Annotated in this window: 15 protein-coding genes; 14 read left to right on the forward strand and 1 reads right to left on the reverse strand. The window is 47.7% G+C overall.

The features are described 5' to 3' along the window. The first annotated feature begins 3 nt into the window (after positions 1 to 3). From OC443_RS24775 to OC443_RS24820, 10 genes are all read left to right on the forward strand, one after another. Positions 4 to 1,761, forward strand: coding sequence for a DDE-type integrase/transposase/recombinase (locus OC443_RS24775; RefSeq protein ID WP_073579917.1), 1,758 nt, complete (start codon positions 4 to 6; stop codon positions 1,759 to 1,761). Beyond that, positions 1,733 to 2,842 (forward strand): ExeA family protein, encoded by a 1,110-nt coding sequence (locus OC443_RS24780; protein ID WP_073579918.1) that lies wholly within the window; start codon positions 1,733 to 1,735, stop codon positions 2,840 to 2,842. Before OC443_RS24775 ends, OC443_RS24780 begins: the two co-directional genes overlap by 29 nt. 2 nt (positions 2,843 to 2,844) lie before the next feature. Further along, positions 2,845 to 3,102, forward strand: a complete 258-nt coding sequence (locus OC443_RS24785) for a hypothetical protein (protein ID WP_073579919.1) — start codon at positions 2,845 to 2,847, stop codon at positions 3,100 to 3,102. Between the two features lies 1 nt (position 3,103). After that, positions 3,104 to 3,265, forward strand: a complete 162-nt coding sequence (locus tag OC443_RS24790) for a hypothetical protein (RefSeq protein ID WP_200796881.1) — start codon at positions 3,104 to 3,106, stop codon at positions 3,263 to 3,265. 605 nt (positions 3,266 to 3,870) lie between these two features. Then, the gene (locus OC443_RS24795) at positions 3,871 to 4,296 is read left to right on the forward strand and encodes a Mor transcription activator family protein (protein WP_073579921.1); all 426 of its coding nucleotides are present in this window, start codon (positions 3,871 to 3,873) and stop codon (positions 4,294 to 4,296) included. A 55-nt stretch (positions 4,297 to 4,351) separates the two neighbouring features. After that, positions 4,352 to 4,660: a hypothetical protein gene (locus OC443_RS24800; RefSeq protein WP_143169209.1), complete on the forward strand. Its 309-nt coding sequence runs from the start codon at positions 4,352 to 4,354 to the stop codon at positions 4,658 to 4,660. A gap of 144 nt (positions 4,661 to 4,804) precedes the next feature. After that, positions 4,805 to 5,374 (forward strand): hypothetical protein, encoded by a 570-nt coding sequence (locus tag OC443_RS24805; RefSeq protein WP_073579923.1) that lies wholly within the window; start codon positions 4,805 to 4,807, stop codon positions 5,372 to 5,374. Positions 5,375 to 5,477: 103 nt separating this feature from the next. Further along, complete coding sequence (locus OC443_RS24810) at positions 5,478 to 5,837, forward strand: hypothetical protein (protein ID WP_073579924.1); 360 nt, start codon at positions 5,478 to 5,480, stop codon at positions 5,835 to 5,837. Between the two features lie 53 nt (positions 5,838 to 5,890). Then, on the forward strand, positions 5,891 to 8,917 hold the full coding sequence (locus OC443_RS24815; protein WP_073579925.1) for a tape measure protein: 3,027 nt from the start codon (positions 5,891 to 5,893) through the stop codon (positions 8,915 to 8,917). 238 nt (positions 8,918 to 9,155) lie between these two features. Continuing rightward, on the forward strand, positions 9,156 to 9,770 hold the full coding sequence (locus OC443_RS24820) for a hypothetical protein (protein WP_073579926.1): 615 nt from the start codon (positions 9,156 to 9,158) through the stop codon (positions 9,768 to 9,770). 749 nt (positions 9,771 to 10,519) lie between these two features. Here OC443_RS24820 and OC443_RS24825 read toward each other — a convergent pair. Further along, a complete protein-coding gene (locus OC443_RS24825) occupies positions 10,520 to 11,239 on the reverse strand; it encodes a glutamine amidotransferase-related protein (RefSeq protein WP_073579928.1) in 720 nt (239 codons plus the stop codon). A gap of 100 nt (positions 11,240 to 11,339) precedes the next feature. Here OC443_RS24825 and OC443_RS24830 point away from each other — a divergent pair, with 100 nt between their 5' ends. From OC443_RS24830 to phnX, 4 genes are all read left to right on the forward strand, one after another. Then, entirely contained in the window at positions 11,340 to 12,161 is an 822-nt protein-coding gene (locus OC443_RS24830; RefSeq protein WP_073579929.1) for an AraC family transcriptional regulator, read from the forward strand. Between the two features lie 173 nt (positions 12,162 to 12,334). Continuing rightward, positions 12,335 to 13,195, forward strand: a complete 861-nt coding sequence (locus tag OC443_RS24835; protein WP_073579936.1) for a pirin family protein — start codon at positions 12,335 to 12,337, stop codon at positions 13,193 to 13,195. A gap of 228 nt (positions 13,196 to 13,423) precedes the next feature. After that, positions 13,424 to 14,533, forward strand: a complete 1,110-nt coding sequence (gene phnW, locus OC443_RS24840; RefSeq protein ID WP_073579930.1) for a 2-aminoethylphosphonate--pyruvate transaminase — start codon at positions 13,424 to 13,426, stop codon at positions 14,531 to 14,533. Positions 14,534 to 14,562: 29 nt separating this feature from the next. After that, the gene (phnX, locus tag OC443_RS24845; protein ID WP_262021769.1) at positions 14,563 to 15,417 is read left to right on the forward strand and encodes a phosphonoacetaldehyde hydrolase; all 855 of its coding nucleotides are present in this window, start codon (positions 14,563 to 14,565) and stop codon (positions 15,415 to 15,417) included. Positions 15,418 to 15,654: the final 237 nt, after the last annotated feature.

Here is a 15,654-nt window from a genome sequence, read left to right on the forward strand (position 1 = left end):
GCCATGAATGCACTTGAAATGGAACGCGCACAATACCTCAAAAACCTCATGGAAGAACTGGATCAAGCTGGCCGTGGTAACAAAGGCTGCATAATCCAGCGTGCAGCGGAACATCTCTGTTGTTCAAGAAACAAACTGTATCAAGAGCTTGCTGCACTGGGATGGAATTCCGGACGGAAAAAACGCAATGACAGCGGTGAACTGGCATTAACCCGTGCAGAGACAGAACTGCTGGCTAATTTGATGCGTCAGAGTGAACGGGAAAGTGGAAAACGATTAATGACAATCAGGGATGCAACGGACATTGCATTAGCAAACGGCCAGTTATCACATGATGTCTCTGAATCAACGGTTTTGCGGGCATTCAGGAGATTCCGCCTGCATCCTAATCAACTGAACCGGATGGAAACTACAACCAGTCAGCGTTCCCTGCATCCGAATCATGCATGGCAGTTTGATGTTTCGATCTGTGTTCTGTATTACCTGCGCGGCGGTAAAGGGCTTCGGGTCATGTCAGCAGACGAATTCTATAAGAATAAGCCAAAAAATTTGGAACGGATTGTGAATGAGCGGGTATTGCGCTATCTGGCAACTGATCATTACAGCGGAGCCTTTTTCCTGCGCTACTACGTTGCGCCGGGTGAGAATACCGAAACCATTACCCGGTTTCTGTTTGAAGCATTCTGTGAACGCGATACTGGTGAACTAATGTATGGTGTTCCCCGGTTGCTGATTTGGGATGCAGGTTCTGCCAATATTGCACACCAAACCCGCCATATGCTTGACATGCTGGAAGTCCGGCACATCGCACATACTCCCGGCAGGCCTTGGGCAAAGGGACAGGTGGAATCAACCCATAATCTGGTTGAACGCCGATTTGAAAGCCGTCTGGCTTTTACCGTAATTAGTTCAGCTGAAGAGCTGAACCAATATGCCATTCAATGGTCAGTCGGATTTCAGTCCCTGCGAGCTCATACACGCCATAAAAGCAGTCGTTACGGTTTATGGCAGACAATACGACCGGAGCAGCTGCGACTGATTCAGGATATTGAATTGGTTAAGAGTATGATGCAACAAACAAAACCGGCAGTCAGAAAAGTCCGCTCTCATGAGCTCAGTATCAGTTTTGCACCGAAAGGATATGCATCACTTGATTACTCACTGGCTCACATCCCTCATATCATGGCCGGTGACGAAGTGGAAGTTTTTGCTAATCCTTACCGCTCTCCGGCAATCCGGGTGATCAGCACGGATGAAAACGGACAGAAGCAAACCTATGAAGCTTGTCCAGTAGAGCGGGATGCTGCTGGATTCAATCTGATGGCTCCGGTGATTGGTGAGCAGCATAAATCAGTACGGGAAACCCAATCAGATATCAGCCGGAAACGGCTTGACACAGCGGCATGGGGAACAGACAACCCGAGAGAAATTAAAAAAATCCGTAAAGGTCAGGTGCCTGCATTTAACGGCCAGATTAACCCGATGGCTGACATAGAACAACAATCTCTGCCATCGTTTATGCCTCGCCGGGGAACATCTGTAAAAGTTGATGCATTGGTTATGACAGAGCAGAAAACCTCATTCATCGGTGCCTTAAAGCGGGTTAAAACAGCCTTGAATCCGGCTGAAGAAGAATTTACAGCTTTAAAGGCATTGTTAAAACAGCGCTATCCAGATGGTGCAACCGAAAGCGAATTACAGGTATTTATTCAACGATGGAGGCAGAACGGCGATGAGCACACTCAAAGCGCAGTTAAATAAAACCGGAAGCAGTGTACTGGCTTTGGCTGAACATCTGGGTATGAGTTACAGCACGGTAAGTAAAGCAGTGCGTCTGAATAAGCCGCCCAAACGACGGGCAGAGGAATTTAAAAAGCAGGTGAATATATTTTTTAAACTACATGGGGTTGATGGGGTAGACAGCTGGTCAGAGGCCGCCACCACTGACCAGCCAGATCCCCAGACTGAAATGAATCAGGATATTGAGCTGGAGAATCATATGCTAACACAGGAAGCCATCAGGCACTTCAAATTATTTCGTAACCCGTTTATCAACGATATCCGCAGTATACGCGATATTTATCTTAATGAAGACTGTCGCTATGTTCTGGCAGCGATGAAGGATGTTTCACGGAATCAGGGGATTTTGGCTGTTGTGGGTGATTCAGGGGCTGGTAAAAGTGTGTTGCGCCGTCTGTTGCTCGATGAACTCCACAATGACGGAGATATCTCGGTCATTCAGCCTAAGATTATTGACAAAACCCGAGCTACTGCCGCCGGTATTTGCGATGCAATTATCAGTGATATCAGCAGTGAAACCCCGAAAAGAAGTATGGAAGCTAAAGCGAGACAGGTTGAGCGCCTTTTAATGACAGCATTCAAAGGTGGACAGCGACATGTTCTGATTATTGAAGAGGCACATGATCTGACAATTCCGGTGATGAAATATCTGAAACGTTTCTGGGAGCTGGAAGATGGTTTCTCTAAGTTACTGGGGATTCTCCTGATTGGACAAACTGAACTTTTTCACCGTCTGGACGAGCGTCGCCACTACGAACTCCGCGAGTTTATCCGTCGCTGTATGGTGATCGAAGTCCCCCCTCTGGATCATGATATTGAAGCCTACCTCAAACATAAATTTGAGTGTGCTGGTTGTGAGTACAGCCGGATTATGGATAACGACGGAGCACCGGCATTGAGAGAACGCCTGCAAACCCGGCGCAATCAGTCCGGTAGTCTGGTTTACCCTCAGGTCATTAACAACCTGATCACCAGGGCTATGAACCTGTGTGCTTCGCTGGGTGAAGATAAGGTAAACAAAGATATTATTAAGGAGCTGTAATTATGAATACACCAGAGATAGATCGTAACCTGAGCTGGAAGCAACTTCATGAGTACTCAAATTATTTGATACTGGAAAATCCTGATACCATCATTGATGCCGGTGCCAGCCTTCTGGCAATTCTTCAGGAATGTTTTCTCTGTGCTGATATGGCAGGAAGAAAAGATCATCTTCCCACTGATGAATTTTTATCATGCCTGCAAATGGCTGAGGGAATGGTACGAATGGGAAACCAGATTCTGAGGCCGGAAGGAAAATGACATGACAGATAAACAACGATTGAGTGCTGCCGAAAGCCATGAGCTGGCTTGCAGAGTTTCAGCTCTGGGCGCAAAGCAGGTACTGGACATTCTCAGACAGTTACAGGGGCTGACGCTTGCCAGAAACGCACGTAAGCCGGAAAAAGTCCCGCAAACCCATTAGTTCATCATAAAATACCCTTTTTAAATTAAGGGTATTTTTCTTTTATATAAAGCTCTGTAAGCTATTTTAGGCTTATATTCAGGTATTTCCTCCCCGAAAAAAGTTTAAACAAATCTGGTGCGATTTAAACGGGGTTTAAACGTGGTCTCAACCATTATTTCCGGGATTTCTTCCGGCAGACTAACCGGAAACGGATTTTAATCCCTTATCCTTATGTCTTTTTTTGACGTCAACTCCTGCATTCTTTCCTGTTCTCCGTTGAATGATTAACGCATGTTATTTTTATAACTCTGGTTAAGAAAAATAGACTGTATCCGAACAATGACAGTAAACCGGGTTACAGATGGAACAGAAAACAGACAATTTCAACCTTTTTTATACTTTGTGTCTCTCAATGGGACTCCGGCTCAACGAAGATGACCTAACGGCTTTGTGTAAAGAAGTTCCGGCAGAATTTTATATTAAAAAACAGAAGCAACTACTGGCACGTGTCCGGAATTTTTTCATTGTTCAGGATGCAAGAAACCGGACTCCTCAATTTTCAGCGATAAATAACCGGGTATCCCTTGTACATGTTTATCGCGTTTTATCAAAGGAAAAACGAAATGAACAGTGATTTAAGCTGGCGGGATTTACTTGAAAGAAAAGAACTACTTACTGTGACGAAGCAGATGATACAGAACGACAACAGTATCCTCGGTGAACTGTATCCCGTTCTAAGTCAGGCAGCACAAAGAGAAGGCTTCCCGGAAAAAGATTTGCTGCTTCTGTTTCTTATCATTTGTGACTATCTGGGCGGCATGATGATCTATTTTCCAAAGGGCAGAAATCTCCGGAAGGTCATAAAAAGATATGCGGTATGTGCCGAGTTTAACGGAAAAAATGCCAAAGAACTGAGCCGGAAATACGGGATCAGTCTGCCAGCAGTTTACCGGTATCTGAAAGACGGACGTGAACTGAAAGATAGCGTCAGGACTGAAACTCAGAAATACCGGGATCACCTTCCTTTTTCTCCAGAATCAAAAGAATGAACTACAACACATAGAGAGGTTAAATATGTTATCCAACATTGAATCAGAAACAGCTATGAAATTTGGTATCGGACAATCGTATTTTTTACAGGCCAAAAGAGTATGGTTGGCGGAACAGGGAATGACAGAAGCTCAGGCATTTTTACTCACCAGTGAAGAGTGTGAGATTTTAGTCAGAACAGGAACATCCCCGGAAGTTTTCCTGCAAGAAAAACAAAGGCTGATCGCGGAAAAAATCGCAGAAAAAGCAGCGAATCTGGAGCTTGCCAGTTGCGGTTCAGGGCTAACGAAAAAAGAAGAGCAGATCGTCAAAATGACAGGGCTTTCCCCGGAAGTGTATCAGCAGGCAAAGAAAGGCAGGTAAAGGATTAGTCAGCTCTCCGCATCCTAATAAACTGAGACTGAACTGCACCAGAAATCACAGAAATACCCCCAGATAATATATGCAAGTCAGATATCTCAGATTATCTCAATACGATTTACAGAAAAACAAAAAAGGATATGACTCATGAATACCATCACCGATTTAGTTACTCAATTAAATTCAGCCACTCAGGCACTGAAAGATCATCGGCAGGATTGCGCGACAAAGACCAGAAGAGTGAGAGAACTGGAAAGTAAACTGGCTCTTCTGAAAGGCGACGTATTATCCAGAGAAACAGAAATTAATTCACTTTTTGAACCTTCCGATGTGGAAACCGCAAAAACCGAATTACTCAAAGCAACAGAGAGTGTCAAGTCTTGTGAGAAGGCGATAGAAAATCTCCAGAACTTTCTGAAAATTACCTCAGTGTCGATATCTTCCAATATTTCCGGACAGATCTCCGAGCTGAAGAAAGAGATTTTTGATGCCAAGAATGATGAACTACTGGAGCAATTATCCCTGACCGATGAACAAATATCTTTACTCAAAGAGTTTGTTGTTATCAATCAACTCGCGCCTCGGCGGGATTCTTACGGGTATTACATTGGGTCAGCTTTCGGTGCCAGATATGGAGAACTGAGGGGTGATGAATGGAAGTCTGTAAAGAACGGACTTCTGGAAAAAATGGGATTTCCACCGGAATCAATGAACTGATTTTTGAGGAAAAAGTAACCGGATAACAATAAAACCAGCCGTTTATTGCATCCGGTTTATTTCCCGGACATCTTGGTACTGAACGAATTAAGAGGAAACTATCATGTTTATTTTTCAGCAAGAGCGACTGATAAAAGACTGGCCTGCACAAATCATTCTACCTGTGGATGGTGGGCGGACACTCCAGGAAAATATCACGTTGGATCTGATGATTTTAAATGCATCTTCCAGTTATAAAGTACTTCAGGGAGATGAAAATATATTCAGACAAGTGATCTGTGGTTGGTCAGGGATTGTTAATACTGAAGGCGAATCTCTGGAGTTTAATGAAACAAATCGCGAGCTCTTGCTTGAAGATCCTTTCTTTATTATAGCCGCTGCCCGTGCCTATCAGCAGGCTGCCGGAGGAATTGCTGCAAACAATATACATCCGGACAGGATAAATCAGAAATATGATTCGTAGGCGATATACATTTGACAAAATGAATACGACACAAAATGCTTTAAGGCCGGGCCATGAATACTAATGATCTGAAATTTACACTTCGTTTTAACGCCGAGAACAAGGAATTTATCGGTCAGGTGCGTGCGGCAGCGGGTTCCGTGGATTCACTGGGGACGCATTCCACAACCACCGGGAAAAAGTTAAACGCACTGGCGAGGGAAACTCAGACCGCCGGGGCCGGTTTTGGTTCGCTGGCCGGGAAAATCACCGGACTGGTCGGCGGATTCTCTGCCCTGATGGCCGCCAATGATGCAAAAGATAAACTCGGACAATATCAAGATATCCGCACCCAAATTACCGCATTAGTCGGCGGTCAGCAGCAATGGATTGAGACAGAGCAATATCTGAATCAAGTGGCTGAAGACCACAACAAAACACTGCTGGATATGGCGGGTAACTATTCCAGACTTGCTGTACTTCAGGAAGCGGGCCTGACCACTCAGAAAGAAACCCGCAGTATTTTTGAAGGCATGAGCAACGCACAAAGCCAGCTCGGCGCAAGTTCCGCGCAACTGGAACAGGCAATGTATGGTTTGTCTCAGGCGATTTCTTCCCCGGTAGTTCACGCGGAAGAACTGAATCAGGTGGTGGAACCGCTGCCCGGTTTGCTGAATAAGCTGGATAAAGCGGCAGGGCTTCAGTCCGGTGGATTTCGCAAAATGGTGAACAACGGCAAAGTGACCAGCAAATTCTTTAAAGACACACTGGTGAAAGCCCTGAATGAATATCAGGGCGCAGCCGCCAGAACGGCCAGTAACATCACCGCGCAACAGGCTGAGCTGACCCGCGCTTATCAGCAAATGGTCGTCGCCTATGAGCAGCCCATTTCTGAGGTGTTTGGCACCTCTGTTAAAGCATCTTCATCCGTCCTGCGGGCCTTTGCCGACAATGCCGAAACCGTGTCTTCCGTGATTGGCGTGACGCTGGCCGCGGCGGCGGGCCGCGGTGCTGTAGCCGTTGGTGCACTCACCAGAGAAAAGATCGGGAATACGATTTCAGCCCGCCAGAAGCTGCAAGCAACTGTTGCGGAAACACAAGCGACGATTGCAGAAACACAGGCAGAATTGGCCGCAACACAGGCCGAAATCCGCCATTTAGAGGCGATGCAACTGTCGAATAACCAGAAATTCCGGGCGACAGGTGCGGAAGCTTCACTGACCGCGGCACGTATCAGGGAAACCGCTATCACCAACACGCTCACGGCAGCACAAACCCGGCTGAATCTCGTCACCCGTGCCAGCACGTCGGTGATGGGGCTGCTGGGTGGCCCTGTGGGTGTGGTGATGATGGCCGCTGCCGCCCTGAGCTATTTTGCCACGGTGGCCGACAACACCAAAAAGCCCACCGAAGCGCTCAATGATGAAGTCAGTCAGTTTGTGAAATCGTTTCAGGACGTCAATCAGGCAGGTAAACAGGTGGCGCTGAAAAAGCTCGGTCAGGATGCCATGACAGCCCGCTTAGAGCTTGCAAAAACTCAAATTGAACTCAGAAAACTGACCAGTGAACTGGTCTATATGCCTACCGGCCAGCGGGCTATGGCCCAGCGTGAGCTGATGATTCTGCAACACCGGGTCGAAAAACTGAACAATCAGATTGCGGCAGCGGGTAAAAAGTCTCAGGCATTGCTGGCGCTGAAGATGGACAAGATCAGTGAAAACAACAGCCAGCAGCAAACAGACGATGATCAGGCAAAACAGAAAGCCATCGACAGCGGTAAAAAACTGCTGGCAAACCTGCAAAAACAAGTCGCCCTGTACGGCCAGACCTCACAGGTTGCCAAAGTCCGCTATGAGACTGAACACGGCTCGTTGCAGGGAATTAATGATCAGCTGAAGAAGCAACTGTTGCTTCAGGCGCAGCTGCTGGATGAAAAAGCAGGCAAGACAAAGACACAGAATACTGACGTGACCAGTTTCTACGCCCAGACCGATGAGATGGAAAGCGCCTGGCTGAAACGGCTGGCCATGGAAGCGGCGATGGAAAACAAAGCGGTGGTTGAAGAAAACTATGCCTATAACCAGCGGCTGGACAATCTGAAATCGATGCATGATAAGGCGGTGGTGGCGGCGCAGGACAATAAAGCCGAGCTGGCCGCGATTGAAGCGGAATATCAATACCAGCAGGAGATTGCCGAATCCGACCATCAGGCCCGCATCCACGAGATTCAGAAAAGTATCCAGGCACAGAAAGAAGAAGACAACAAAAGTTACTGGGAGCGCTATTTAGACAGCGCGAAGCAGAATCTGACTGACTTTGATGATCTGGCAGCATCGACGATTGACAGCTTTTCATCCGGGATGGGTAGCGCTTTTGAATCAATGATTTTTGATGCAGACAGTCTGGGTGATGCGATGTTTAATCTTGCCTCTGGTATGGCACGTAGTATCGTTAATGCTCTGGGTAAAATGGCAGCGCAGTGGCTGGCGTATCAGGCTGTACAGATGTTGGTTGATTCACAGGCCAACAGTATGAAAGCTATTCAGGTGTCAACCGATGCGCAAATCCAGTCTCAAATGGCCGGATTAAATGCGTATTCATCAACAGCAGCGATTCCTATTACTGGCCCCGCATTAGCTCCCGCTGCAATGACCGCAGCGTTAGCAGCTACTCAGCCAGTTGCGGCCACTATTCAGACTCTTGCTTTCAGTGGAATTACCGGACAGGCCCATGACGGGATTGGTCGTGTACCAACAAGTAATGAAGGTACGTGGTTACTTCGGGCTGATGAGATGGTTTTGAACCCCGGACAAGCCGAAGACTTTCGCTGGATGGTTGATGCTCTGCAACAAATGAAGCAATCTCTTAGTGCAAATGTTTCCGGAAGTGGAAGAAACTCAGAAAGAGCAAAAGACAAAGCAATTGTAATTAATTGCTACGGGGTCACAAAAGATGCTGTTAATACTTCAGTAACAGAAACTAGTGACACAGTTATGATTGATATTATCGTGAATAAAGCAGTAGATAAGTCACTAAAGGCTGTTTATTCAGATTTTGACAATGGAGGCCCCATATCTCGTAGAGCTAAAAATTCAGGATAACCGTCCCATTATATGAGATAGCGAGAAATAGAATTATCTTGAATTTCAGGCTAAATTATCTCGGCGCGCTACAACAACCCTTTATCTTGAGAATAAGGGTCATATCGAGGGCATTGCTACAATCACCAAAAACAGCTTTCATCCGGAATATGATCATTTATACCTGGCCACAGATACAACAAATCGCAAGCTGGTTGACACACTTTATGCCAGCTTAATCGGCCCCCGGTCTGATTCTGTGACACCATTGCAAATACGGGTAAATCAAGGAGACGCTGTCAATTTAAGCAGTTTCTTCAAAACGCATGATTTTTCACTGACTCTGCAAAACGAATGCCCGCAAATCAACATTGAAAAAAGCCTTCAGAACCGGACAAAACAAAATGTACCTGCGGAGTTTCACATCAAAAAGTACAGTGATCTCAATACAACAGAATCTGATTTACTCCGAAAGTTTCGTCTTAGTGGCTATGTGAAGACACACTTCTGGAGCCCGCCAGTACACGTGGGTAGTGACATCTGGAAACACACTGATCTAACGCATCACGATAAACAGATTTCATGGGCGGTATTGAAAGGAAACCAGATTATTCTATGCTCCGATGCCCATTTATATGACGATGAAGTCTGGCTGGGCTGGGGATGGCACAATGACAGTGATGAATATACAGGAGCCATTCACCAACTATGGTCAAAGGTTCTCCGCTTACAGTTACGGTTTTGTCAGAATTCGGGAAAAGCACTATTTGGTGAATTTGATTCCCTGGATAAATACGGGCAATTCAAAAGCAGGCTGCTTGTACACCAAACTCAGAATACCAGTTATATTTATCAACAAAAATCAGAGCGTTAGTGAAAGCTTCAGAATTTGAATTTCATGGTGATGAATGAGAACCGGCTCATGACAAGAGTTTATTCAGCCGACTGTCCCTGCTAATTCACTATTCCTTACATGACAGTTTAGAATTCTGGGGACATACTCTTTACGCCAAAACGCAAATTGTCATACTCATGCAACACCCACTCTCTGGTGATTTACGCTCCAAAAATGCCATAACTCTAACATCATCAATAAGATAATTGCTCAAATACCCAGTAATTCAAATGCACTTGCTCGCTGAAAGCGGATACTTTGAATAGACACACATAACTTTTATGGTTTTCATTGACCATTTCATGATGGATGTGACCAAAGGTGAATTTGCAACGAGTTTATATCAATGATGCTTGTATTCGGTATGTATTCCCACGGAGGACCGTGGGAACAAGGGGTATCATGGTGATTTTTGGCTCGATATGCATTCCCACGCGGAGCGTGGGAACGAGGAGAAAAAACACAGCTAAATTGATCGTTGCTCAAAGGAGATACTTTCAGGAAGAAAGTATCAGATTTGTCAGCGCATGGACGCGCTTACAAATCGCTCCTGCCCAATGCGTGACCAAGCCCAAAAAGACGTTTTTGGTTCCTTTTGGCGTCTACCAAAAGGAGCTGGGGCGCGTTCGGTGCAGCCTGTAGTAACCGAAGAACCCTATAGCGCAACAAACCATCCCAGCGAAGCTAAATACACCAACATATGAGGAGTGTGTCCCCGATAGCTTGGCTCATAACAAGTCATTTTTTTGATACCGCCGCACTAATCCATCCAGAAACTGATACAACAATCGATTCATTGCCACCGTATCGAATGAGCGGATTTCTTCGGGCGTTTGTACCCATTTTTCAGCCAGCAATCTGTCATCAAAAGCCGAATCAATCAGATCAGGAATACTTTCCGGCGTGAATTCCAGATGACACTGGAAACCATACACGATGTCGGAATATGCCACGATTTGTCCCGGACAACCTTCACTGGATGCGATGACTTTTGAATCAGGCAGAAGGCCCGGCATATCACTGTGCCAGTGACCGACTATTTCAGTCAGGCGGAAATGCCCGAACAAAGGATGTTTCTGCCCGTCGGATGTCAGCGTAATCGGATAATAGCCGATTTCTTTTTCCGGACTATGCGCAAAGTCAGCCCCGAGCGCCTGCCCGGTCAGTTGCGCGCCCAGACAAACACCCACAACGGCTTTCCCCGCCGCAATACATCGCCCGATAAAACGACTCTCTTCCTCTGCATTAAAATATGCACATTCTGCGACAGTGGTCAGCGGGGATTGTGGTCCGCCCAAAACCACCAGCAGATCAAACCCGGTATTTTCAGGCAGTTTGTCACCCCGGTATAAGTGTGTGGCTGTCTGGTGGAATTCTCTCTCCCCGGCCCAGTCAACAAACGCACCCGGCCCTTCGTAAGACTCATGAATCACATAGTGAATATGCATTGAATTTTCCTCTTCAATCATTAACAGGCAACTATGCTATATCAAACTGAAATGACCTGATTTATATTATCAGCCATTAAACATCGATAAGCCGCCAGGAATGCAAGCAAACGACCTCATACAAAATAATCCGGGTAAACAAGTCATCACGAGAAAGATACAGATGCCCTCTCACTATATCGATGACCGGCACACGCACCCATGGCATCAAATCATCTTCCCCCTGACGGGATTATTGCAATCAGAGTTTACGCCACCAGAAATTGAGAAAGAGAAAGATAATGAGGACAGGCGCGTCATTGTTCCGCACAATGCCATGCTCTTCATCCCTGCGAATACCGCGCATAAATCAGTTGCTGTGACCGATACTCAATTTCTGGCCGTTTATCTCAATCCGGCCGGTGTGGTGACATATCCAACGCAGCCAAAATCCTGCCGGGTTACCCCTTTTATCAAAGAATTAATCCTGCTGTTATTTGATGAAAACCCACACTATCAGGCCGAAAATATTCTCACCGGTTTACTGACCGTGTTAAGTGATCAAATCGATATCGCTACCACTTATGAGATTCCATTACTGATTCCCAGCGACAGAAGGCTGCAGTCAATCTTCACTCAGCTGCAAAAGCAACCGGATTTGAAGCTCTCACTGGCAGAATGGGCAACAAAAGCCGGAGCTTCCGAACGAACCTTATCCAGACTTTGCGCGAAAGAGTTTCATCAGTCATTTGCGCTGTGGCGGCAAAATATCAGGTTAGTTTTATCACTCCGGTTATTAGATTCCGGCCGGTCAATTCAGGAGATTGCCCTGGAGTCAGGCTATACGTCGGATTCTGCTTACATTCATGCATTTAAGGGCATTTTCGGCCTGACACCCAGCCGCTATCGCAGGGATCATTTATCGCCGCGGGCAGATGATTAGCAGAGCCTGCCGGGTTGAGTGTTTGTCGTGACTGTCCCCGGTATTGCGGTGACTGTCCCCTGTATTGTCTCTTCAGTTTTTTTGACAAAGAAGCTCAAACGCATTTGCTCCTCATCCGGAATAACATTGTCTACAGTGAACCTTATCAACAGCACAAAAAATGAGAGTGAATGATGCCTTCCCCGAAAACAATACGACATATCAGACCCGCGCAACCGACTTCAGACGGTGATGGTGTAAAAATTCGCCGGATTGCCGGGTTCGGACAACCGGATTTTTCACCATTTCTGATGATCGATGAGTTGAAATCAGAAACACGTGCGGATTACGTCGGCGGATTTCCGCCCCACCCACACCGGGGTATTGAAACCTTAACGTATATGTTACAGGGGCATTTTCAGCATCGTGATCATATGGGCAATGTGGGTGAACTCAAATCAGGCGGTGCACAATGGATGGCCGCAGGACGGGGGGTGATTCACAGTGAAATGCCGGTGATGGAAAACGGTGCGCTGCATGGTTTTCAGATTTGGATCAACCAACCGGCTAAAAGTAAAATGCTACCCGCCCAATACCATGATTTTCAAACGGATGTGATTGCCGAATATTCACAGGATGATCTTGGGGTCGTCCGGGTCATTGCCGGAGAGGCGACTGTCGGCAATCAGCGTATCAGCGGACCGCTGCAAAATACCGGTGTCCCTGTGTTGGTCAGTGACTGGCGGGCGACCCGTCAGCAGCAGCTGGCCCTCGGCGTATCAGCAGCTTTTCAGGCGATGCTCTATGTGTATCGTGGTGAGATTAAAATCAGCGGCCAGACCGTTTCTGCCGGGCATTGCGTGTCGCTGTCAGACGGCGATACCATTGAAGCAACCGCTGTCTCAGGGGATGTGGGGAGCCTGATCCTCGCAGGTCAGCCGATCCATGAGCCAATTGTGCATTACGGGCCATTTGTCATGAACACCATGGAAGAAATCGACCAAACCATCCGCGATTATCAGTCCGGTGCGTTTGAGCGGTTAATTCGGGAGTAACCGGTTAATAGGGACACGGTAAACAGGGACAGACGTCATAGCTAATCCGGACAGCTAATCCGGACAGACACCATGAACCTCTCCCGGCAGCCACAATAAAACCTGATACCAAACCTGTAAAATCCGGGGAAAAAATGAAGATTCAGTGAAGAATCCTGCCCGGCCATATCTCTGTACGAAAACGCTCTTTATAGTGATCCGACGTTGAAGAACAACAGAGATATCCGCATGGAACGAACCGATAACGACTACCTTTTACTGACGCCCGGCCCGCTGACCACCAGTGCAACGGTCCGCGAAGCGATGCTGAAAGACTGGTGCACCTGGGATGAAGATTACAACACCGGCGTGGTTCAGTGGATCCGCCAGCGGCTGGTGACACTGGCCACCGGTCAGCCGGGATATTCAGCGGTATTGATTGCAGGAAGCGGCACCGCATCCGTTGAAGCAGTAATCGGCAGCGCCATCCCGGAAAACGGGAAACTGCTGGTGATCAACAACGGCGCCTACGGCCAGCGCATCTGTCAGATTGCTGATTATCTTCATATTCCGGTGACTGAACTCAATCGCGGAGAATGCCTTCCGGCCGACCCGCAAGCCGTTGCTGACCTGCTGGGCAGAGATAAATCCATCACTCATGTCGCCATGGTGCACTGCGAAACCACTACCGGCATGCTGAACCCGCTCGAAGCGGTTTGTCAGGTGGTGAAACAATCCGGACGGGTGATGATTGTTGATGCCATGTCCAGCTTTGGTGGGATACCGTTAGATACCGGAGCGCTGGGGATCGACTTTCTGATCTCATCCGCGAATAAATGCATTCAGGGCGTGCCGGGATTCGGATTTATCATTGCCCGCCAACACCGGCTGGAACAATGCCGGAGACAGGCCCGCTCTCTGTCACTCGATTTATATGATCAATGGCAGTGTATGGAACAACATCACGGCAAATGGCGGTTTACTTCTCCAACACATACAGTCCGGGCTTTTCAGCAGGCACTGAAAGAGCTGGAAGCAGAAGGTGGCATTGCAGCCCGGCACCAGCGTTATACGGAGAATCAGCGACGGCTGGTCACCGGCATGCAGGCATTGGGATTTCGCACTTTACTCCCGCAACAGTGGCATTCACCGATCATCACATCATTCCTGTCGCCATCAGCACCTGCTTATCAGTTCAGAGCTTTCTATCAGCAGCTCAAACAACGTGGGTTTGTTATTTATCCCGGTAAAGTCTCTGATGCGGACTGTTTCCGCATCGGCAATATCGGGGAGATTTACCCGCAGGATATCGACCGGCTGTTAATGGCCGTTGCAGATTCAATGGACTGGCAGGAATAGCCCTGTCTTTCCCCAACCGGAGAAAAAACATGACACTAACTGACGCAGTTCATCAGTGCGGCTCATCCAAAACCGATACGGTGCAGGCGGTTATTTTCGACTGGGCTGGTACTTTGGTTGATTTCGGCTCCTTTGCCCCGACCCATATCTTTGTTGAGGCATTCAAACGCGGTTTTGATTTTGAAATCACTCTTGAAGAAGCCCGCCAGCCCATGGGACTGGGCAAGTGGGATCACATTCAGGCGATTGGCCGCATACCTGCGGTTGCTGCACGCTGGCAGGAAAAGTTCGGGATGCCAATGCAGGCGATACAGGTCGATCTGATTTATGACCTGTTCATGCCCATGCAAATCGCCAGAGTCGCCGGACACGCGCAGCCCATTCCCGGCGCTGCAGAATTACTCCGCGCTCTGAAATCAACCGGCATTAAAACCGGTTCATGCTCCGGTTATCCGCGGGAAGTGATGAATGCCCTGCTCCCGGCTGCAGCAGCTCACGGCATACAGCCGGACTGTGTGGTCGCCACCGATGATCTGCACGCAGGCGGGCGGCCCGGGCCGTACATGGCGCTGAAAAATGTGATTGATTTAGCGGTAACGGATGTTGCGGCCTGTGTCAAAGTGGATGATTCATTGCCGGGAATCACTGAAGGCCGCAGTGCCGGCATGTGGACCGTAGGCGTGCTGCTCACCGGCAACGAAGCCGGGCTGACTGAGTCGGATTTTCACGCTGCAACGCCAGAAGCGCTAAATGCGATTCGCAGCAATGTCCGGGAGAAGTTCACATCGGCCGGGGCACATTATACGGTTGATAGTGTTGCGGATTTACCGTCTGTCCTGACAGAGATTACCACCCGGCTTCAGCGTGGGGAAAGGCCGGTTTAACAGCCGGCCAGCCTGTACATCCAGCTGGATTACAGGCTGCAGATTGCAAGATTGCAGGGACAGGCATCTGAAATTGCAGGGACAGACACCCGAAGCACCCTGAAGACCGGGAGAAATTCCGGGGACAGACGCACCGGAATACAAAACAGCCAGACCTGATTGCCTTCCGGATATGACACTTCTATGACTAAACCAAAGAAAAACTTATCACTGTACGATCCATCCGGATCTTGTCAT

The organism is Vibrio quintilis (assembly GCF_024529975.1).
GTDB lineage: Bacteria > Pseudomonadota > Gammaproteobacteria > Enterobacterales > Vibrionaceae > Vibrio > Vibrio quintilis.